The following is a 21,551-nucleotide window of genomic DNA, read 5'->3' as shown; positions in this document are numbered from 1 at the left end:
CACATCTTTACTCCTTTATTTAACCCGTTTAGCCAGATCGGCCAATGGCATGGTAACCATACGGCCGATGGGCTTTTTACCACGGTAGGTAATTACCTTTAGCATTGTTGCATCCTTAGGCGCATCAATAGGAGCTGTATATTTAGGATAAAAATTGTCGGGCAAAGAGTTATCAAAGCTATAATAAGTATCCAGTCCCGGCGCTTCGTTGATAAGCGTTATTTTGAGGGTGTTATCGGGGTTTTTAGTTGCGCTAAATGATGGATCATATACACTCGGCGCATATTTGGTTTCAGATTCATCAAAGCGTTCAAACTGTTTTTCTACCTTGCCAAAAAAGTATTCCCAGTTCTTTTTTTCTCTTGGCGACCATACCGATTCGGCAATGGCCATGCCCCTTGGCCAGGTCATGTATTCGGCCTGGCGGATGTTATAAACCTGCTCGGTCCATAAATTAGCCTGGCCGCCTTTTATCAGCTTAGCATCAATGCTATCAGGCACCGGCTCAAACTCGTAGGTTTTATTAAGACGTAGTTTGGCGTAAACTTTGGTTTCGTTTACATCGCTTTGCATGTAATCCAGATATGCAAACGTGGTAGGGCTCATCACTACATCATGGCCCATTTTTGCAGCTTCAATTCCACCTGCAATACCCCTCCAGCTCATCACAGCAGCATTAGGACCCAAGCCGCCTTCCAGGATCTCATCCCAGCCCATAAATTTTTTACCCTTTGATTCTACAATTTTTTCCAAGCGTTTTTCAAAATAGCTTTGTACCTCCTGCTGGGTTTTCAGGTTTTCTTTAACCATTAATGCCTTTATGGCATCGCTTTGTTCCCAAAAGTTTTTGGCGCACTCATCGCCACCCATGTGAATATATGGGAAAGGGAAAAGCTGGGCAACTTCGGTAACAACCTTATCTAAAAATGCATATACATTTTCATTGGCCGGGCATAGGGTATTATCAACAATGGCAGTATTGTGCGGGCCTTCCCACTTCATAAATGGCTCGCCAGAGTTTACTACATATTTATCGGCACCCGGAGTGCAGGAAAGTTCCGGATAAGCGGCTACAGCGGCAAGACTATGGCCCGGTACATCAATCTCTGGCAGTATATTTACAAAGCGGTCTTTTGCGTATTGTACCAGTTCCTTAATATCTTCCTGGGTATAAAAACCACCATAGGTGCGCGGCTCATCTAAAGTTGGTGGGGTAAATGTACCAAACTGCCCAACTTTTTTAACATTATAAGCCCCAACTGTGGTAAGCTTTGGCAGGCTTTTGATTTCAACCCGCCATCCTTCGTCGTCGGTTAAATGTAGGTGCAGCAGGTTAAGTTTGTATTTAACCATAGCATCTATATATTGTTCAACCTCGGGTTTGGTAAAAAAATGGCGCGACACATCAAACATTAATCCTCTCCATCCAAACCTGGGATAATCGGTTATCTCAACGGCAGGAGCTGTCCATTTAATGCCCTTTGCAAATTCCTTACCTTCTATTTCTTTAGGTAATAACTGTATAAAGGTTTGTAAACCGTAAAATATGCCGGCGGCCTCATTGGCTTTTATTACCACCTTTTTTGCTGTTACCGATAAGTTATAACCCTCAGTCCCGATCAGCGGATCATTTTTCTTGTTCAAAACGAATTTGATGGATGCAGACGGCGCTATGCTTTTTACTGCGACCGCGGCACCTGCCGCGGTGTTTAGCTTCTTTTTAAGATATGTAATTACAGGCACTAATTCGGGCTGATTACCGGCTTCAAGAATAACAATTTTGGGTAATATAAATTTGCCCACCTTCCGGGTGACCTTAACCGGCTCCGGAATAATGGATAGACCATTATTGGGCGCCTGGCCAAATGATAAAAAATGCAGGCAGCAGCAGCTTAGTAACAGGAATAGTTTTTTCATACATGAACTTGGTTTTGAAATACTTAATTGGGAAACAGCATGCAAATTAAACTTTTTAAAGAATATTAAAAAGTTGTAACAGAAAAGTTAATATTTCACCCGGAGCCCCTGTTTCGGAGTGGATTGGGGGCGGCTATGAGGCACAAAGCCCCGTTCCAATCACGGAACAGGGCCTTGGATATTTAATTGGTTGTTTTTATTTTAGTGTAAAACCCGTTTTACCCATAGTGCCACCATCGGCATAAAGTAATACGGTATAGGTGCCTTTTACAAAAGGCGGGGTAGGGTTAAGCCAGTCAATGGTATATTCAGTACCATCATCCTTAAAGTCAATTGATGTTTTATAGGTGTATTGCAGCTCCGAATTATCAGCAGTAAAAGTTCCTCCATCGGGTGCCGTAATAAGGTTACCGGTTGGGTCAATGATACGTACATATATATCGTGCAATGATTTTTCAGCCAATGTGTTGCTGGCAACTGTAAAATTGATCTTGATTTTTTTAGCTGGTCCGGCACGGGTAACGTCAACCTCTTTACCGCTGCCTTTAATTTTATAAGCAACTATATTTGATGTAGCCAGCTTGAGAACTTGTGCTACTTTTACTTTAGCATCAAGATCCTGGTTTTGTTTCTGGAGGGTATCGGCCTTTTTAGCAACATTGGCCAGGTTGCTTTTTAAGGTATCCCGTTCGGTTGTTAAGGTGGCGTTTTGTTTGTGCAGCTCTTCAATATCGGCCGTATACTTAGTTACAAAATACCGTAGCTGTTTAACATCTTCCTCTGCTTTTACCAATTCGGCTTTGGTAAGTTTACCTTTGGCCAACTGGGTTCTTAATACCTGAATCTTCGCCTTTAACGAATCATTTTTGGCTGTTAGCTCTTTCGACATTTTGGCCTTTCCGGCGTTCACCTGATCAACCTGGGCCTCAAGGCTGTCGAGATCGGCCTTTAACCTTGTTTGTTCATCCTGTTGGGTAACTATCCGTACATCCGATTTGTTTTTTTGGAGGTACAGGTACACATCGGTACCTAATAAAGCCAATACCACCACAATAAGAAAATAAATTACGTTCGAATTTTTTTTAGGTGGTTGCCCAGATTGATTTTCCATAGCAATTAAATGTTTAAAGTTTAAATACAGTTTAAAGTAGAAAGCTATTAAAAAAACTTCTGTTTAACTGTGGTGTTTAGTTTACAAGCATATCCATATAAATTGATATAACCTGCTTTTATTACAATTTTAAGTGTTGTTTCAAATTAATTACACAACGCTATTAAACGTAAAAAGATTTAAAATATGATTTTTTTTTAAAATTGAGATTTTTAAATTATGCTGGCGACGCATAAAAATAAGTACAATATGCCAAAATCGCAATATCAAAGCAAATTTATATAGGATAATAAAAGGCCTACCATAGGAGTTTTATATCTTTGTATCTTCTAATTAATACGTTTTAATGTATATATACCGCCATTTTTTACTGCTGATAGCCCTCTTGTTTATTGTAATAAGCATTAAGGCACAACCAGCTGAACMGACAAATTCACCTGTGTTAGCTAAAACAGAACCCAAGCGCGAATTTAGAGGGGTATGGGTTGCAACCGTAGTAAATATCGACTGGCCAACCAGCACCAAACTAACATCCGACAGGCAGAAACAGCAATTGATTGATATATTAAACTCGCACCAGGAAACCGGTATTAATGCGGTTATGCTACAGGTAAGGCCCGCTGCCGATGCCTTTTACACAAAAAGCCGCGAGCCATGGTCAAAATATTTAACGGGCAAACAGGGGCAGGGACCAAGCCCGGCTTATGATCCGCTTGAATTTGCCATTACCGAAGCCCACAAACGAGGCATGGAGCTACACGCCTGGTTTAACCCATATAGAGCAACTTTTGACGGAAATTTTGCAGCGCTTAGTCCGCAGCATATCACTAAAATAAAGCCCGAATGGTTTTTTACCTACGGTGGTATCAAAACATTTAACCCAGGGCTCCCCGAAGTACGCGATTATATTGTACAGGTAATACTGGATGTGGTGGATAATTATGATATCGACGGAGTACATATGGATGATTATTTTTATCCCTATCCTATTGCCGGGCAAAAAATAAACGATGAAGATACCTATGCCAAATATGGCGAAGGGTACGATAATATAAAAGACTGGAGGCGCCATAACGTAGACCTGTTGATAAAAATGATTGGCGATAGCGTACACGCACATGATCCTAACATTAAATTCGGGGTCAGCCCGTTTGGAATCTGGGCTAATAAGGCCCAGGATGAAGAGGGATCTGAAACCAATGGCGGATCATCCTATTATGAAAATTATGCCGACTCGCGCGAATGGATTAAAGAAGGCTGGGTAGATTATATAAACCCGCAACTGTACTGGCCTATAGGCAACCGGGCCGCCGCCTTTGATAAATTACTAAACTGGTGGAGCAATAATACTTATGGCAGGCATTTGTATATAGGTCAGGCCGCTTACCGCATTAATGAACGAAAAACCGCTGCCTTTAAAGATCCCACTCAGTTACCCGACCAGATTAACATGATCAGAAATAACCCGAGGGTGCAGGGGAGTGTTTATTTCAGTTCCACCTCGCTTACCAATAACCCCCTCGGCATTATCGATTCATTACGGGATAATTATTACAGGTACCCGGCATTGCCGCCTGTTATGCTTTGGCGGGATTCAATAGCTCCTAATGCCCCGCAAAATGTTACAGCAAGACCATCGGTAAATAAAAACAGCGTAATGGTAAAGTGGCTTACACCTACACTTGCAAAAGATGAAGAGGCGGTGTATGGCTATGTTATCTACCGCTTTGATAATGAGAAAATAAATATCGACGATCCCAAAAACATCCTGAAGATCATCTATAATGCTAACCTTAGCTACGAGGATAACACTGTTCAAAAAGGTAAAACATATTTTTATGTGGTAACAGCACTGGACAGGCTGAAGAACGAGAGTGAACGATCGCCTACCATAGCGGTCACGGTACCTTGATGTTGGTGCTATTATAGCCCCTGCAATTGATAGCTATACTTTGGCTGGTTATTCTTCGCGCTGGTGATGATATAGCCGGTTATCATTATTATAGTTCAATAAGGTGTTTTTGTTTAAGGTGGTTAAGATAAATATCAATTTCCAGATCGCCCATACCATATATTTTCTCTGTCCACCAAAAGGCCTGGTATATTTCGGTTCTTGTTTTGATGCCGCTGTTATAAATATCCAGCAGCTTTTGTTCTATGTAATTTAAGCCTTCTGCATTTGTTCGTAATCTTTTTAAATGGGCCTGCAGGGCGGGCTTAAGCAAGTGTAATACTCCCCAAAAGGAGTTTTCATTAAGCCATAGTTCCAGTTCATCAGCATTGCCGTTTACATATAGCGGCCAGGCTTCTGCTGCCAGCTCAAATTCCCATTCGTTTAACTGCTCCCGGCTGTCGAAAAGATCTTCCAACTGATCTCCGGTTAACTCACCCATGCCCCTGAAATCGTCTACCCCCGGATAATCTGCCGGGCAAATAAGGTAAACCGCCGGGGCCGACATGTTGGTTTGCTGGTTCAACATTCGCATTGCGCCCAATAGGTTTACCTGGCAATGCAGGTCGAACTCAAACCATAGGTTAATCTCTTCATAAGGTTCATTCAGCTTGCCCAGTTCATCAATCACTTTATGCTGATACTCGTCAACAGGCTCATTAAAAGTTTTATGGATCCATTTGGAACGGGCACTCCAAAAGCTTCCCGAGGAAATGTTTTCCTGCAATGGGCCTTCGGATAATACCTCACGCCATACCATTACATCGCCATCAAGCCCGGTCTGGTTAAAACCATACAGGGTAGCGTCGCCATTAAGAATATGTAGAATGCTGCTCATAGGAGTATGTGATTATATAGCAAAGCAACGTGATTTATGATAATTTGGGTATGGGTTTGTAAAATAAAAGTGTGTCCCTTATAAATTTCCCCGGTATGGGACTTATTGCCAGCCAGTCAGCCTTTTTAAGCAAGCGACGAGCTCTCCGGCAATAAGCTGGTGTTCATAAAGATCGGGGTGCCCCCCGCAGCCATTATTGTACTTGCGTAAGAAAAAGTATTTATATACCCTTTTATCTCCCCTGGCGTTGGCATAGGCAGTTATGGCTTTAATATAACGCTGCAAAACATCAGTAAGGGCGCCATTGGCCATAGGGCTGCTTAAACAAACAATATCGGCCTCGGGGTACTTTTGCCGTATTGTGCCAATGAACTTAAGATAAGAACTACAATACAGGGCTGAATCCTGCACACCATCGTTCTGACCCAGGCAAATGGTAACCACATCAGGCTGATAACGCTTAAAATCCCAGGCTATCGAATCATTACGCAGGTATATCTTATCAAATACCTGTGGCATTACTACGTTCATATTACAGCAGCTGTGTACAAGGCCAATGCCTGCAACGGAAGTAAGCTGCCAGTCGGCATTTAAATTACGTGAGGTGGTTGGCCCGTAGCTCATATAGGCGTTGTGCTGATCATACCATTCGCCTTTATCGCATGGCACTACCGATTGGTCCATGCCAGCGCCGCTGGTGATGGAATCGCCGATGTACTCTATCTTATGTTTTGCCTGAAGGGGTGCCAACAGCTTTTCGCAGCGGACGCCAACAAAATCAATAAACCCAATCATTGATTCGGTGTCTTTACAGATCAATACGGTGTGGATGCCATCCGCCAATCCATCAGCTACGGTGATCACATTGGTTTTGCCGGTGGTTTGGATGCGATAGGGCTTTTCGTTATCAACGGCTATCTCCAGGTAGTTGTGATTTTTACCATACATTACCTGGTCGTTAATAAGTACCTGGCATTTACTGCCTTTAAACCGCACCTTAATATACACTCCAGGCGACCACATTCTTGGCCTTATTGGGTTTGAGAGATCAACCCGGCCGACATATTGTATGAGAGGGTTGTTGGCTTTGTATAATATAAGAGAATCAACCGCAGACGCCTTGGCGCTTAATGATAATATAGTAAGTAATAAAACAGCTAAATATTTCATAATGGGTAAAGCGCAATGGTTATTGTAAAAATAGCTAAGGTATGCAATTAATACTTTTATAACGTTCAATAGACCGCAATTAAAATAACAGGTGTTCCACCGGAACGCCCCCGAACACTGGAACGGGTGGAACACTATTTATGCTGATAATCAACACTTTAAGCTTTACTAAAACAGGCGATGGAACACCATATTGCCTGACAATCAGTAAGTTGCATTTTTTACAAATTGCGGCTTTTAAGCTTTAAACTTCAAATTAAGATTGTTTTGCCGAATTAGCGCAGCGCCTACGAGATCTGATACCAATGCTTATTTTATTTCCCGCTTGTTAATTGGTTGAAAACAATGCGCTTATAATAAATATATATCTACTTTTAGAATACATATATATACTTTTAGTTGTACTAAGCCAAGGCATAATAATTCCTTAATTTAACATTACTTTAAATGCAAGTCTCACCTAAATACTACCTGATATTTGGCCCCGTTTTGTTGTTGCCGATGATGATTGCAATGCGTGCACTGGCGCAAAGCGACCCCGAATTTAAACCAATACCGGCAGAAATTATAACTATTACCTCAAAGGTCCTGAATGAAAAAAGGAAGATATATATTTATACTCCGGCTAAAGATTCTTTAAACACAGGCAAACGTTACCCGGTATTGTATATACTGGATGGCGACAATCATTTTGGCATGGTAGCCGAGTATTGCAGGTACCTGAGCCGGCCGGATGTAAATGTGATGCCCGAAATGATTGTTGTTGGCATAACTAACACAAACCGCACCCGCGACCTTACACCTACCCATTCAAATACTGATTATTACGGAAAACCCGATACCAGTTCAACATCATGGCTTAAGCCAAGCGGGGGCAACGAACAGTTTTTTCAATTTATACAAAATGAACTTATTCCTTATATAAAATCGAATTATAAAACCCAGCCGTTTAGTGTTTTCGCAGGCCATTCGTTTGGTGGAATTACCGCCATTAATTGCCTTTTAACCCGTCCGGAAATGTTTAACGCTTATATTGCTGTAAGCCCGTCATTTTGGTGGGATAAGGAATATCTGCTGAAGTTGGCCGATAAGAAGCTGCAAAAAGGATCAACCCTTAATAAGATACTTTTTTACAGCGATGCCAGCGAGGGTGTAGCCGATAAATCGGCATTTCATGCCAACCTGCTTACATTTGATTCGCTCCTTATAAAAAGGCAGATCACGGGGCTCGATCATAAATATGTTCATTACCCGGAGGATATACATATGACCGAGCCTATAACCGCGTATTATGATGCACTGCGTTTTATTTTCAAACAATGGGACCTTCCCGAGCAGGACGCCAGGCAAGTTAACAGCACTGTTATAGCTAAACACTATCAGCAATTATCGCAGCGATATGGATACACTATTTTGCCCGGGGAAACAGCTATTAACAACTGGGCATTATACCTGGTGCAAAATGCCGGAACTATTAATAATGCCATCAGTCTTTTTGAGATGAACACGGTAAATTACCCCCGGTCCTATAAAGCTTTTACCAATCTTGGCGATGCGTGGTTAAAAAAAGGGTTTAAAGAAAAAGCAATAACCAATTATAAAAAAGCCCTTGAAATAAATCCTTTGGATACCGCTTTAAAGGAAAAAATCAGGATGATGGCGCAAGGGAAATAGAAGCTTGAATTGACGTTAGCCTTTAGTCGAAAATTTCAGAGGTTGTCTAAAAATAAAAAAACAAACCGTCATTGCGAGTATCCATCAGGTAAGAACCTGAAAAAAATCGTGATGACGTGTTTACTTATGCAAGTAGTTGGCCTGTCACCCTGAGCCTGTCGAAGGGTCGCGCGCAGAGGCCTTCACCCGCTATGCTTCGACAGGCTCAGCATGACAGCCCTTTTTTAACAATCATTCTCTCACAACGAGAAGTGTCTTTAGATATATATTGACAATCAACCACTTGCAAACACGTTATTATAAGACACGAAGCAATCCCCGATTTACAGAGTAGCTGTGCAAATCCGATCTGCATAGTTGGGGATTGCTTCGTACCTCGCAATGACGGTTTGTTTTTTTATTTTTAGACAGCTTCTTAGCCAAGTCAAAAAAAGAAAAAATCCGGCTTATAACTTACAACTTAGTACTGTTGACTTAACCTTCAGCCTATTTCCATTTAAAACTTTTGATCAAAACTTGAAGGTCTTTCTTAACAAAATTAAGGGCAGGCTGAATGGAATCCAATTTCGGTTCGGAGTTAAAATAAAGTGCCCCTCTAAGATAGTTTTTTGTACTATCCGTAAGGAAAAACTGCACAGATGATGCCGCGTTACCATCAATGGTGTAATAAATACCATAAACTTTGCGCCCTGGGTAAGCTATTATACCTTCATCAATTGAGGTTGCTTTTACCGTATGCTTAAAAGCAAAGGTGCGTGCATCCTCCACTAACTGATTGAATTCTTTTTTTGAAGTAACCTGCTGGTAGCTTAAATGCAGCGTTGCATTAAACTGCGGAAACTGCATATTTACCCAGCATGGTTTTGCATTTCTGCTCAGATCAGGCTCAATAAATGCATATTTGGGATAAGTAAATGTGTAAGGGCAGCCTGCCGTATAATCCTGGTATTCTTTTTTAGGGAACTTTATACGGAAATATCCACGCGGCTTGGGTGAGTAATCATGATTGCCGCCACAGGCAGCAAACAACATCAACACTAAAACTATTAAACCTGTATATCTCATGTGCGCAGGTCTGGAGTATTCCATATTTCCCATGATTTTTCTGCCTGCAACACCAACATTTCGTAGCCGTTTTTGGTGGTTGCTCCCTGCTCACGTCCGTGTTTCAAAAACAGGGTCTCTTCGGGGTTGTAAATAAGGTCGTATAATAAATGCTCATCGGTAATAGCCTCGTAGGGAATCGGCGGGCATTCATCAATATTGGGATAAGTACCTACAGGTGTTGTATTAATGATGATTTTATGCTGCTTAATGTGGTGTGGTTTCAGATCGCTGAATAGCAAATGATCGGGATGGGGTTTCCGGGTTACTGTTTTATAGGTGATGCCCATATTTTCCAACACGCATCTTACTGCTTTTGCTGCGCCGCCATCACCCAATACAAGCGCCTCGTCATTTGTATCATTGATGAGCGGCTTTATCGACATTTCGAAACCATACAAATCTGTATTATATCCTTCAAGCCTGAAATCGTGACCTTGTACTCCAACCTCGCCGGTAAAAGCCGCCTGCAGCGGACTTTCGCTACTGATACAGATACAATTTACGGCTCCAGCCATGCGGGCATCATGCTCAACCCAATCAAGGTATGGTATAATGGAAACTTTGTGCGGTATGGTAACATTAAGCCCCACAAGATTGGGGTTTTCATCCAGCAGATCCTGCAGATCTTTAACATGCTCAAGCGGATATAAATCATAAACGGCATCTTCAATACCTTCTGCTTTAAACTTTTCGGCAAAATACTTTTTTGAAAAGGAGTGCGAAAGCGGAAAACCTATTAGCCCGTAATGTTTCATGTATTATTATTTGTTATTGCCTAAAATAAACGCCTAAAGATATACACAGAAACGATAAGTGCCATACTCAAAATTATAATACAGTATTTATTATCAAAGAAGCTTATCTAAAAATAACAAACAGACCGTCATTACTGCAAATGGGGCTGTTGTAGAGACGCATAATTGCGTCTCCCGCAGGACATTCAGGATTTGCAAGGCCGATTGCAAGTTCAATTTGCATGTGTGATTTGCACGCGGGAGACACAATTATGTGTCTCTACGTTGAAAACTCAAAAAAACATATTTAATAATCAATAACTTACGGTCACATCATTATAAGATACGAAGATAACCGACCGCAGGGAGCTCATTAATACCTGTAAAAACAAAAACACAACATTAATAATCCCCAACTTACAGAGTAACCGTGCAAATCCGACCTGTATTTTGGGGATTGCTTCGTCGTACCTCCTCGCAATGACGATCACGAGGCGGTTGTGGTATCCCCATACATGTAATTACTGTTTTTCCAGCCTGGCTGGTGGATACTTGTATGACAAGTCTGTTTTTTATTTTTAAACAGCTTTTAAAGAAACGCTTGACTATGAATTTATTAGTATAAAAAAGCCCTCTGAGTTTTCATCAGAAGGCTTTGTCAGTATATGATAAGGTTAATTATAAGCTCAGAAAATGATCAAAGGTATCGCTCCGGATTCCCAGGCGCAATGTTTCCAGCGGTATAATATCCGAAGGAGCAATATTGCCTAAGCTTACGTTGGCCCCAATAAGTTTGATGAACCAAACCTGTTGCGCCTTTTGCGGGGCCTCCCAAATAATAGTACCCTCAGGAATCTGGGTAAGAATCTCGTCAACCAAACCCTGTCTTACCTCGCCAGAATCACGATAGATCCCCACATTACCACTTTCGCGGGCCTCGGCAATTACTTTCCATGAACCGGCTTCAATTTCGGCGTTCATCAATTTTATCCATTTATATGGGGCAAATATTTTTTGCACATCCTTTGACCCTACTTCCGATATCACTGTAACGTGCTTTGCCAGCTTGCTGATGTATTCGCATTTAACATCGTGTTCAATGGTGATCGAGCCATCTGATACTTCGCAATGCTCCATCTGGTATTTGTCGAGCAAGCGGCAATAATCATCAAACTGGTTACGCACAATAAAGGCTTCAAACAATGTACCCCCAAAATAAACAGGGATCCCAGCTTCCTTGTATAGTTTTAATTTCTCGTTGAGGTTAGGTGTAACGTATGATGTGGCCCAGCCAAGCTTAACAATATCGGTATGTGTACTGCCAACTTCAATAAAATCCTCTACCTGCCTTAAACTTAAACCTTTGTCCATCACCATCGTAATACCTTTATCGCGGGGTTTAAATGTGCGCTCGGGTAAATTATTGATATTGTAATTCATATGCATTGCTGGTTATAGCCTATAACTAAAAGTTCTAACGGGGTAAATGTCGGAAAAAAAATGCAAAGGATAAATGAAGTAAATGTTAAATCTTAGATAAGGTGACACGCAAATTAATATGTAGTTTGTTTTTGAGATGCCGGCGCTCACTTTAAAAATCGTGTTAATCCTGTAAAATCCAGAAAATCGTGTACAAAAAAAGCCCCGCATTACGCAGGGCTTAACACATATTAACTATTTATAACTGAAAAAACTCAAGTTTAAACAATCGCCTGCACCTATCATCCCTAATATTTTATTTGTTGTAGTAATTGGGGCCTTATTAGGGCATCTTATATCAAAAATATTATTCTTAAATTATCATTCAATTTCAGAGTTTTCCACATTGTGTTTACAAGTGCACATTTTTAATCAAAATTGTAAAATTGTTGTCATAATTCCTAAGCACAAACCTGTACTTTGCTCATTTTATGTAGCTTACGGTACTCATTAACAGATACCCCTTATGAAAAAACTGCTTTTTATAACTTTGATCTCTGCATTTGCTTTAAGTGCAAAGGCACAGGACAAACCCCATATTTACAATCCAGCCGCCGATGCAAAAGCAGATATTGCTGCCGCAGTTAAACAAGCGGCAAAGCAGCACAAAAATGTGCTTTTACAAATTGGCGGAAACTGGTGTAGCTGGTGTATCCGTTTTAATGAGCAGGTTACAACAGATACCACGCTGGATAAATACCTGAATGACAATTACGTTGTTTTGCATGTAAATTACAGTAAGGAAAACCAGAATGAGGAGGTTTTAGCTAAACTGGGTTATCCACAACGGTTTGGTTTTCCGGTTTTTATAGTGCTTGATAGCCAGGGCACACGCCTAAACACTCAAAATTCCGAATACCTGGAAGAAGGTAAAGGCTATAACCGGGACAAAATTTTAGACTTTTTTAAAAGCTGGTCGCCAACCGCTCTTGACCCTAAAAGCTACACCAAAACCAAATGATTTTTTTTGGTAAAGCACTAATCAACAACCACTTACAACACATGCCTGTTTGTTTGACAGGCAATAAACCATGATTTGCTATTGTAACAAACCAGATACAAGGGAAATTTAATTTTTCCAAAGGTTAAATATTTTCGCAAATGTTAATTATCTTAGGTTTTTATTGTTTCACCCTTTAAAACTCTAACTTATGGCAAAGCACACAACATTAAAAAGTGGTCAGTTACTTAAGTACATTGGTAAAAGGTGGAAAAACCTTAACATTAGCAACCCCTTCATGAAATTTTTAGGTTATGATGGCAACGGCTTTGCCGATGTTTGGGTTGAATACCAGGGCCGCCTTATGTTGCTGGCTATTAAAGAGGTTGAGCTTGTAAGCTTAACCGCCTGATTTTTGCCCTGTGGGTATTCAAAAAGCCTTAATCAAATTATAACTTGATTAAGGCTTTTTGCTGCAATACTTTTCAATAAAACTATCGGCTTTGCTGCTGCCAATATTGCGGATAAAATTCCAATCGGTGCAGGCGCCTTCGGTATCCCGTTGTTTTAGTTTTTCATTAGCCTGGCCAAGCAAATCATTTACCAGTTCGTCATCAAATCCTAATTGTTTTTTAAGGGCAATAATGGTTGCTTCTTTAGATAGATCGGCCTTGCCCTGGTATTTGTTGATGTAGTAATTGGTAACCGCGTTCTCCAGCTCCTGCCTGTTCTTATAATCGGCAATGGCGACCTGCATATCATTTGCTGATGATGAGCTACAGCGCGTTTGGTCGGGGTTAAAGCGGATAGGCTGCACCAGGTAAGTAGTTGATTTATAATCAGCCGGGATTACCCATTGCCCCGATGTTAATTTGATCACCCTTAAAGCTTCGTCGTCCAGGTCGATACCAGGTCCTTTTTGTACCCTGGCATCAATCACCTTACCACTTTTATCGAGCCGGAAAGCGATGTCAACAACCCCTGAAATACAATTTCGTCTTGAATATTCGGGATAAACAATTTTCGACAGCAGGAAATTATCCAACACCCGTTGGCCGCCCTTAAATGCGGGCTGAGCGTTAGCAGCAAACGCTGTAGCTATTGTAATAACACCGATGAGCAGGCACCTTATCATAGTATAAATATCGACAATAAAACGCGGATAATGTTTTATGCTGTGGAATTGTTATAGCGATATTTACTCTAATTCGTGCCGGGTTTATTTGCCATCCTGCAGAACAACTAATCATTAGGTTAGGTACACTGCTTATCGTAGACGGGTGCAATTCAAATTGTCGCCAGTAAAGTATATCCTAATCGTTTGGCCGCCACTTAGCTTATTGCAATCATACTGAATTTGGCTAAAGCCTGTTTTTGATAACCATTTATCCGTTGGCTGAAGCCAACGGCAATGAAACATAGCATAGCAGACAAACTCATTGCCGTCCCCATTTATGGGACGGATAAGGATAAATAAGAAGCGTGGGCTTTAGCCGAAACAATTGATTAGCCACAATTTGAATTGCACTCTCGTCGACTTAGCATATGGGGTACCGAAACAAGTTCGGCATGGCCTCTTTCTATGCTCCCCCTTCAGGGGGCGGGGGGGCTAAAACCCCAGTACCAAGGCCGGATCAGGGACATTAGCCATATACTTTTCCATCTCCGAATATTTACATACACCGGGGTAATCGCCAAACCTGCCTTCCATATCAAACATCAGTTGAAAGTGCAGGTGTGGCGGCCATTGGCCATTCTCGGTATTGTTACCCAGTGCAGCTATACGCTGATTCTTTTTAACCGGCATACCTACTGTCAACCCGTCCAGGCTTTTGCGGCTTAGGTGACCGTAAAGGCTGTAAAGCGTTAGTCCATCCAGGTCATGCTCCAGTATAATCGCCGGGCCGTAATCACCCACGTTATTATTATCCTGGAAACTGTGCACCTTACCATCAAACGGACTGTAGATAGGCGTACCATCGGGCCCCCAGATATCAACCCCTAAATGAAGCCGGCGGGGTTCATCTTCGGTATCAAAATGGGCGCTTACGGCATAAATAGTCCGATGCTCCAGGTAACCGCCAATACCGTACCTGCAACCGTTGGCCTTTAGCTTATCATTTACCCAATTGGTAAACTTTTGCGTATCGGCAATTATCGCGGTAGATAATTCTGTATTGGCAGCGGTAAAATCCAACGGAAAAAGCCGGTCGGTGCCGGCATTATAATCAACCACCTTGCGTGCGGCTCGGGGGTATTTTTGTAAATATGTTTTTAGCTGTTCGTGCCTATCCATCAGGATAAATAACTTACTCGGTATCCGGCTGGCGTTCTTCTTTGCTTATCTTATCAAATATCTTATCCATGCGCTCTACATATTCGCTGGTATCATCCACAAAAAATTCCAGCTGCGGTATTATCCTCACCTGGTCTTTAATACGGGCCCCCAGTTTGTAGCGGATTTCCGAAGCATGCATTTTGATAGTTTGCAAAGCCATCTGTAAATTGGTATTGCCAAAAAAGCTCAAAAAGATACGGGCTATGGCCAAATCGGGCGTTACGCGCACTTTGGTTATGGTTACCAGTGTATTAGGCAAATAGTTCATGCCTTCGCGCTGAAATATAGCTGCCAGGTCTTCTTGTATTACTCCGGCAAATTTTTGCTGACGTTTTGATTCCATGATGATAAGTTAACGCCAATTCAGGCAGATGAGTTTTATTTATTTTGATTTACCAATGCTGAATATCGTGTTAATTACACATATCCTGCGGTATCTCTTTTGTTATTTTTATTACTTTTTTTACAACAAGGGTACTGTCATATTCAGATCCCATACCCTCCTTACCCGATTTTGATTTGAGCCCTTCTACCTCAACGTAAACCGGCTCATAAGGTTTCTCGAAATTCATTTGCGAATATTGCAGTTCAAGTGTTGCCGAGCTATCGGTAACCCAAAATTCAGTCCCGCTATCGCAATCTTTAAACGACTTTATTTCGGGACCAAAACTGTATAAACCTTTGAAAACAACAGGTGTTTTTGTTTTTTGCGACTTTTGGTTACATGAGCATGCCGCTATAAAAAGAATAAATAAGAAGGCGAAATATTTAATATAGCTTATCCTCATATAACAAATTTACAAATCCTGTTTGATTTCATCCAGTCCTTTGATACTTAATCGTGCACTAATACCCGATGCGATAACCGAAATGGCCCCTACTGTTAAAAATACCAGCCCAAAATCGGATACTTCCAGGTCAACCGGGTAGGCATCAATCACCGTGTTAGCCGCTCCCATCTTTATTAATCCAAAATGCTGCTGAACAAGGCAAAATGCCAGGCCCAGCACAATCCCCACAACACAGCCAAATACCGATATCATCATTCCCTCGAAAAAAAATATGCCCTGTATAATCCGTTTATTGGCCCCCAGGCTGCTTAAAATGGCTATATCCTGTCGCTTATCAATAACCAGCATGGTTAACGACCCTATAATATTAAATATAGCAATGATAAGTACAAAGGTTAATATCATGAATATACTCCAGCGTTCGTAGTTCAACGTTTTATACAGCTCGGTATTTTGTTCCTTGCGGTTTTTTACCGTAAACCTATTGCCTATAGCATCCTTTATCTTATTTTGTACAGCCGCAACATTGGTACCCGGTTTGTATGTAAGCTCAAGCGAAGTAATTTCTTTTGGCTGATCGAGCAGATCGCGCGCAAACTCGATGGGGGTAACCACAATATCATCAAACTCCTGCTGTATGCCAAATACACCGGATGCATTGATGGAGCGCACTACAAATTCATCAAGCGGATTAGCCGAGTTTACTACAGTGCGCCGCGGAGAAAATATTTGGATAGGCGACAGGTCATCATGAACATTGATGCCCAGGCTACCCTGTATGGTTCTGCCTATAACTGCAAAATACCTATCGCCGCTTTTAAGGGTAAACGATCCGTTTTCAACGGTACTATCCAGCTGTTTATTTTTTAAAAAATCATCACTTACACCCTTTATAGTTCCTATTAATGGCCTATCTCCATATCTTATCAGGGCTTTTTCCTGTAATACCTCCGTAAATGAAAAAAGGCTGGCATCTTTATGCAATGCTTTAAAATAAGGCGTATTAGGATCAAAGGTTTTACCCAGCCGGGTTTCGATCTTTATTTCGGGCGTAAAGTTGCTATACAGGGAAAGTATAACTTTCTCGAACCCATTAAACACCGACAAAATAATGATCAAAGCCGCGCTGCCTATCAAAACACCCAGCATAGATATGCCCGATATGATATTAATGACATGCATTTTCTTGCCCGAAAACAAGTACCTTTTAGCTATATATACCGAGGTGTTCAAATTAGTGACAAGTATTAAGTTATATGCTTAAGTAAGAAACGGGTTGTTTTGTTTTTCAAAACCAATAGTAGTTTCGGGCCCATGACCCGGATAAACGGTACAATCATCGGGCAGGGCAAAAAGTTTGGTTTCAATATTATCTATCAGCTGTGTAAAATTACCACCCGGCAAATCTGTACGACCAATACTCATTCTGAATAAAACGTCGCCACCTATTAAAATATTGGCCGCTTTATCATAAAAGCACAAATGCGCTGGTGAATGCCCCGGCGCGAAGATCAGATCGAGGGTAGTATTACCAAACAGGATAGTTCCGGTTTCGGCCAGGTACTCGTCCGGCACCGGCGATACCTCGTACCTGATGCCCATTTGAGGGGCGTAGGCAACTACAGCCGCTAACACCGGCAACTCACCCACATGAAATTTAGGCTTTAGTCCGTATTTATCAAAAACAAATTTATTACCAAGCACATGATCTATATGGCAATGGGTATTCAGCAGTAAAACGGGGGTTAAATTATTATCCTTTATAAAATTCACCACCACATTTTGCTCGGTGGCGGTATACATTCCGGGATCAATAATTACACATTTGCCGGTTTCATCATATAAAATATAAGTGTTTTCCTGGTAAGGATTATTCACAAACGATTTAACTTTTGCCATGGGGTAAAAGTACGGATTTAATTGAATCGGGCACGAGGATGTAAATTCGCCAATGATAATTACGGCCGGGCATTAATTAGCATTTCATTAATGCTGCACATTTACCGCAGGTATAACTCATTCGGATTATAAAGTAAAGCTGCACCCTAAAACTTCAGACGTTATCTTCCCGGTTAATTCATAAACAAGCTCATATTGCTTGGCATCATTAAAGGCAAACATCACAACCTTTTTGTCAGCAGGGTCAATAATAAAATACTCACTAACACCGGCTTTTTCGTATAGGCTTTTCTTTTTCAGCGTATCATGTATCCGGTTTCCGGATAGTATTTCAAAAATCACATCCGGTGCACCATGAATTGCATCCTGGTGAATAATGTGTTTGTTTTCATTCAGAACAACCAGTATATCAGGTTGTAAAACCGATTGCTCCTGTTCAAAATATACATCGGTGGGCGCATGTAATACTATACCCCTACCGGTTTCTTCTAAAAAATTATATAATAAAGCAGATAACTTTACAGAAATAAACTGGTGGTCGATATTAAATGCGGGTGTCATGATCAATTGATTGTACAGCACTTCGCACCTGGTACCCTCAGGTAACATCCGGTATATATCTATAGCGGTTTCTGGTATTGTGGTACTCATTGCTAATTACTTTATGCTAATTTAGTTAAATCACTTCATTAAAAAAGTTGTTTACTTTACTACTATACAGCAATCAATTCACTCCTTCCACCAGCTCCACCTCGGCAACCGGGCTAAACAGGTAAACCCGTTTGGTTTCTATTTCCACACATTTAAAACGCTTGCGCAACTGCTCCTCTTTACGAAAAACGCGATCTCCTTTTATTTTAAACAGGGCTTTAAAAGGCACTTTATCTATAGTTAGTACCGATTCCTTTGGTGCATCATACTTGCGCAGGGAACGGTACAGGTTCAAATCTGAACAGCTGGAAGCCGCAGGGTTATTAAGGTAACTGGTTATAGCATGCTTTACATCGTGCGGAAAAATGTCCTTTTCAAAAAAGGGCTGCATCATTTTTTTGAAATTACTTTTCCACTCGGTGCCATGCGGCTTAGCCTTTTGTTTATGCTCGTTCCAGGTGTGCAGGTGTGCAAACTCATGTACGGTGGTAACCAAAAAAGCGTAGGGATTAAGATCATAATTTACCGAGATGCGGTGACCTTTACCGGCATGGGGCGAACGGTAATCGCCAAATTTGGTGCCCCGGTTGCGCGAAATTTTAAATTCGCATTTAAAATAGTCGATCCAGCGGCCAATGAGCGGAGCAGCATCAGGTGGGACATATCTTGCTAAAACTTTTACTTTATCCAATTTTTACCTCAATACAAATATATGTTTTGAAGACCATAGTCCATAGACGATGGCCGATAGTTTTAGGTTGTAATTAAATAAAATAACAATTGATTGATAATTAGCGATGGTCTATAGACTATCGGCCATGGACTACGAACCTATTTAAGCAAATTGTAAACAATAAAACTGGCCACATATGCCAGCGCTGTCATGTAAGCAAATTGGGTGGCCGGCCAGCGCCAATCCTTGGTTTCGCGATATACCACAGCCACGGTACTGGCGCACTGCATGGCAAAGGCGTAAAACATCATGAGCGAAAACGCCACAGCCAAAGTAAACACAGGTTTCCCGGTATCGGGGTTAGTAGCACTATGCATTTTTTGCTGTACCGATTCCAGCTTGTCTGCATCGCCGTCCACACTGTAAATGGTGGCCATGGTGCCAACAAACACTTCGCGGGCGGCAAAGGAGCTGATGAGGGCTATCCCTATCTTCCAGTCGAAGCCCAGTGGTTTAATAACCGGCTCTATCACATGGCCAAACACACCGGCGTAGGAATTTTCTAATTTTTCGGATGCCACAACTTTGTTCAGGCTGTCGGGCTTCATGGTTTTGGTGTATCGCGGCTGGCTGTATGTTTTATCTATCTGCGCAAACCTGTCGCCAGGGCCGTATGATTTCAACACCCACAAAATAATAGATACCGCAATGATTACCTTACCCGCCTGCAGCACAAAGGTTTTTGAACGATCATACATGGTAAAAGCCACGTTTTTCCATCGGGGCATGCGGTAAACAGGTAACTCCATAATAAAGTAACCACGCTCGCGGGCCTTTAAAATGAATTTCATTACAAAGGCTACCAATACTGCAGATATAATGCTCAACAGGTACATGGCCGTAAGCGCTAATCCCTGTAGGTTAAACAGCCACCAAACATTGCGGTTTGGCACCACAAGGGCAATTAACAAAGTGTAAACCGGTAAACGGGCCGAGCACGCCACCAATGGGGTAACCATAATGGTAATCATCCTGTCCTTCCAGTTCTCGATGTTGCGGGTGCTCATAATAGATGGCACGGCACAGGCAAAGCCGCCGATTAGCGGCACTACCGATTTACCGTTGAGGCCAACCTTACGCATCACCTTATCCATCATAAAAGTAACGCGCGACATATAGCCGGTATCTTCCAGTATGGATATCATGGCAAACAAAATGGCTATCTGCGGCACAAATACCAAAACACCGCTTAAACCGGCAATAATACCATTAACCAGTAAGCTGGTGAACGGACCGGTTGGCAAAGCCTTGTTTACACTGCTTTGCAGCCAGATAAATAAATTTTCGATAAGCGACATCGGGTAGGCCGACCAGGAAAATATAGCCTGGAATATGAACATCAGTATGGCAAAAAATATCACAAAGCCGAATATTTTGTGCGTAAGTATCTTGTCAATTTTATTGCTTACAGATTCGTCATGTGCTGTTTCTGGTTTTTTAACGGTATCGTACAGAAGATCGTTAATAAAACTGTAGCGGGCAATGGTTTCTGTAGCCTGGGCCCTTTGGGAGTGAAAAGAATGCTCTTTTTCCAGGTCTTCTATCCGATCGCTTTCCCTGGCAGACAAAAAATCAAGCGTTTCGTGCTGATGGGCAAGCTGCAGGGCGAAGTACGGATTATCTATTTTTAACTCTTCCTGTATCTGCGCTATAAGTTGCGGGGCTATGGAATCAACATCTATGGTATCCTGCTGCAGCGCAATTTTATTGGCATAAGCTATGGTGCTTTTAAGCAGATCGATCCCTTTTATCTTGCGGGCCGAAATAGGAACAACCGGCACGCCCAGCTTTTTGGCAAACAGATCAATATTGATAGTAATACCTGCTTTATCAGATACATCTATCATGTTTAGCGCTACCACAACCGGTATTTTTAAATCGGCTATCTGGGTATACAGCAGCAGGTTGCGCTTAAGATTTGATGCATCAAGTATCACCACGATCAAATCGGGAACAAGCGCTTTGGTTTTGTCGGCTAATACAGAAAATACAATGGATTCGTCCTTACTTTTTGGATAGATGCTGTAAGTACCGGGCAGGTCGATAATTTCGGCGGTACGCCCATCGGGCAACTGGCAAAAACCCGTTTTTTTATCAACAGTAACCCCCGGAAAATTTCCTATTTTTTGATTAAGACCGGTTAAAATATTAAAGAGAGTTGATTTACCGGTGTTTGGATTTCCTACAAGTGCAACTCTTATATCGGCTTTCAATGTTT

Annotated in this window: 20 protein-coding genes; 4 read left to right on the top strand and 16 right to left on the bottom strand. The window is 41.6% G+C overall.

Features of this window, described 5'->3' with window-relative positions:
- Nucleotides 1-15: 15 nt before the first annotated feature.
- Both AC1DO4_RS21645 and AC1DO4_RS21640 read right to left on the bottom strand, forming a co-directional pair.
- On the bottom strand, nt 16-1,917 hold the full coding sequence (locus tag AC1DO4_RS21645) for a beta-N-acetylhexosaminidase (protein WP_477419662.1): 1,902 nt from the start codon (nt 1,915-1,917) through the stop codon (nt 16-18).
- A 196-nt stretch (nt 1,918-2,113) separates the two neighbouring features.
- Complete coding sequence (locus AC1DO4_RS21640) at nt 2,114-3,028, bottom strand: hypothetical protein (RefSeq protein WP_477419661.1); 915 nt, start codon at nt 3,026-3,028, stop codon at nt 2,114-2,116.
- A 346-nt stretch (nt 3,029-3,374) separates the two neighbouring features.
- On the opposite strand from AC1DO4_RS21640, the gene AC1DO4_RS21635 reads away from it, so the two are divergent.
- Nucleotides 3,375-4,940, top strand: a complete 1,566-nt coding sequence (locus tag AC1DO4_RS21635) for a glycoside hydrolase family 10-like protein (protein ID WP_477419660.1) — start codon at nt 3,375-3,377, stop codon at nt 4,938-4,940.
- Nucleotides 4,941-5,028: 88 nt separating this feature from the next.
- On the opposite strand, the gene AC1DO4_RS21630 is transcribed toward AC1DO4_RS21635, so the two are convergent.
- Nucleotides 5,029-5,817, bottom strand: a complete 789-nt coding sequence (locus AC1DO4_RS21630; protein ID WP_477419659.1) for a DUF1835 domain-containing protein — start codon at nt 5,815-5,817, stop codon at nt 5,029-5,031.
- A 102-nt stretch (nt 5,818-5,919) separates the two neighbouring features.
- Nucleotides 5,920-6,987 (bottom strand): SGNH/GDSL hydrolase family protein, encoded by a 1,068-nt coding sequence (locus tag AC1DO4_RS21625; RefSeq protein WP_477419658.1) that lies wholly within the window; start codon nt 6,985-6,987, stop codon nt 5,920-5,922.
- A gap of 447 nt (nt 6,988-7,434) precedes the next feature.
- On the opposite strand from AC1DO4_RS21625, the gene AC1DO4_RS21620 reads away from it, so the two are divergent.
- Entirely contained in the window at nt 7,435-8,661 is a 1,227-nt protein-coding gene (locus AC1DO4_RS21620) for an alpha/beta hydrolase-fold protein (RefSeq protein WP_477419657.1), read from the top strand.
- A gap of 486 nt (nt 8,662-9,147) precedes the next feature.
- On the opposite strand, the gene gldD is transcribed toward AC1DO4_RS21620, so the two are convergent.
- The 3 genes from gldD to AC1DO4_RS21605 all read right to left on the bottom strand — a co-directional run bounded on the left by gldD (nt 9,148) and on the right by AC1DO4_RS21605 (nt 11,942).
- A complete protein-coding gene (gldD, locus tag AC1DO4_RS21615; protein ID WP_477419699.1) occupies nt 9,148-9,726 on the bottom strand; it encodes a gliding motility lipoprotein GldD in 579 nt (192 codons plus the stop codon).
- Nucleotides 9,723-10,523, bottom strand: a complete 801-nt coding sequence (locus AC1DO4_RS21610; RefSeq protein ID WP_477419656.1) for a shikimate dehydrogenase family protein — start codon at nt 10,521-10,523, stop codon at nt 9,723-9,725. The genes gldD and AC1DO4_RS21610 overlap by 4 nt, the downstream gene beginning before the upstream one ends.
- 657 nt (nt 10,524-11,180) lie before the next feature.
- A complete protein-coding gene (locus AC1DO4_RS21605; protein WP_477406559.1) occupies nt 11,181-11,942 on the bottom strand; it encodes a phosphosulfolactate synthase in 762 nt (253 codons plus the stop codon).
- A gap of 505 nt (nt 11,943-12,447) precedes the next feature.
- Between AC1DO4_RS21605 and AC1DO4_RS21600 the strand changes: the two genes are divergently transcribed.
- The gene (locus tag AC1DO4_RS21600) at nt 12,448-12,942 is read left to right on the top strand and encodes a thioredoxin family protein (protein WP_477419655.1); all 495 of its coding nucleotides are present in this window, start codon (nt 12,448-12,450) and stop codon (nt 12,940-12,942) included.
- A gap of 190 nt (nt 12,943-13,132) precedes the next feature.
- Nucleotides 13,133-13,333, top strand: a complete 201-nt coding sequence (locus AC1DO4_RS21595) for a hypothetical protein (RefSeq protein WP_477401239.1) — start codon at nt 13,133-13,135, stop codon at nt 13,331-13,333.
- A gap of 48 nt (nt 13,334-13,381) precedes the next feature.
- Here AC1DO4_RS21595 and AC1DO4_RS21590 read toward each other — a convergent pair whose 3' ends face one another.
- The 9 genes from AC1DO4_RS21590 to feoB all read right to left on the bottom strand — a co-directional run bounded on the left by AC1DO4_RS21590 (nt 13,382) and on the right by feoB (nt 21,546).
- Entirely contained in the window at nt 13,382-14,056 is a 675-nt protein-coding gene (locus AC1DO4_RS21590) for an energy transducer TonB (protein ID WP_477419654.1), read from the bottom strand.
- A gap of 474 nt (nt 14,057-14,530) precedes the next feature.
- On the bottom strand, nt 14,531-15,217 hold the full coding sequence (locus tag AC1DO4_RS21585; RefSeq protein ID WP_477419653.1) for a peptidoglycan DD-metalloendopeptidase family protein: 687 nt from the start codon (nt 15,215-15,217) through the stop codon (nt 14,531-14,533).
- Nucleotides 15,218-15,230: 13 nt separating this feature from the next.
- Nucleotides 15,231-15,602, bottom strand: a complete 372-nt coding sequence (gene rbfA, locus AC1DO4_RS21580; protein WP_477419652.1) for a 30S ribosome-binding factor RbfA — start codon at nt 15,600-15,602, stop codon at nt 15,231-15,233.
- Nucleotides 15,603-15,672: 70 nt separating this feature from the next.
- Complete coding sequence (locus tag AC1DO4_RS21575; RefSeq protein WP_477401233.1) at nt 15,673-16,047, bottom strand: hypothetical protein; 375 nt, start codon at nt 16,045-16,047, stop codon at nt 15,673-15,675.
- A gap of 9 nt (nt 16,048-16,056) precedes the next feature.
- Nucleotides 16,057-17,232, bottom strand: coding sequence for an FtsX-like permease family protein (locus AC1DO4_RS21570; protein WP_477419651.1), 1,176 nt, complete (start codon nt 17,230-17,232; stop codon nt 16,057-16,059).
- A 78-nt stretch (nt 17,233-17,310) separates the two neighbouring features.
- A complete protein-coding gene (locus AC1DO4_RS21565) occupies nt 17,311-17,949 on the bottom strand; it encodes an MBL fold metallo-hydrolase (RefSeq protein ID WP_477419650.1) in 639 nt (212 codons plus the stop codon).
- Nucleotides 17,950-18,075: 126 nt separating this feature from the next.
- Nucleotides 18,076-18,600 (bottom strand): Uma2 family endonuclease, encoded by a 525-nt coding sequence (locus tag AC1DO4_RS21560; RefSeq protein WP_477419648.1) that lies wholly within the window; start codon nt 18,598-18,600, stop codon nt 18,076-18,078.
- Nucleotides 18,601-18,673: 73 nt separating this feature from the next.
- Nucleotides 18,674-19,291, bottom strand: coding sequence for a SprT-like domain-containing protein (locus tag AC1DO4_RS21555; RefSeq protein WP_477401228.1), 618 nt, complete (start codon nt 19,289-19,291; stop codon nt 18,674-18,676).
- A gap of 140 nt (nt 19,292-19,431) precedes the next feature.
- Entirely contained in the window at nt 19,432-21,546 is a 2,115-nt protein-coding gene (gene feoB / locus AC1DO4_RS21550) for a ferrous iron transport protein B (protein ID WP_477419646.1), read from the bottom strand.
- Nucleotides 21,547-21,551: the final 5 nt, after the last annotated feature.

The organism is Mucilaginibacter sp. P5_A6 (genome assembly GCF_056400585.1).
Note: the sequence above shows the minus strand (reverse complement) of the source record. Positions and strands in the feature narration are given on the sequence as shown.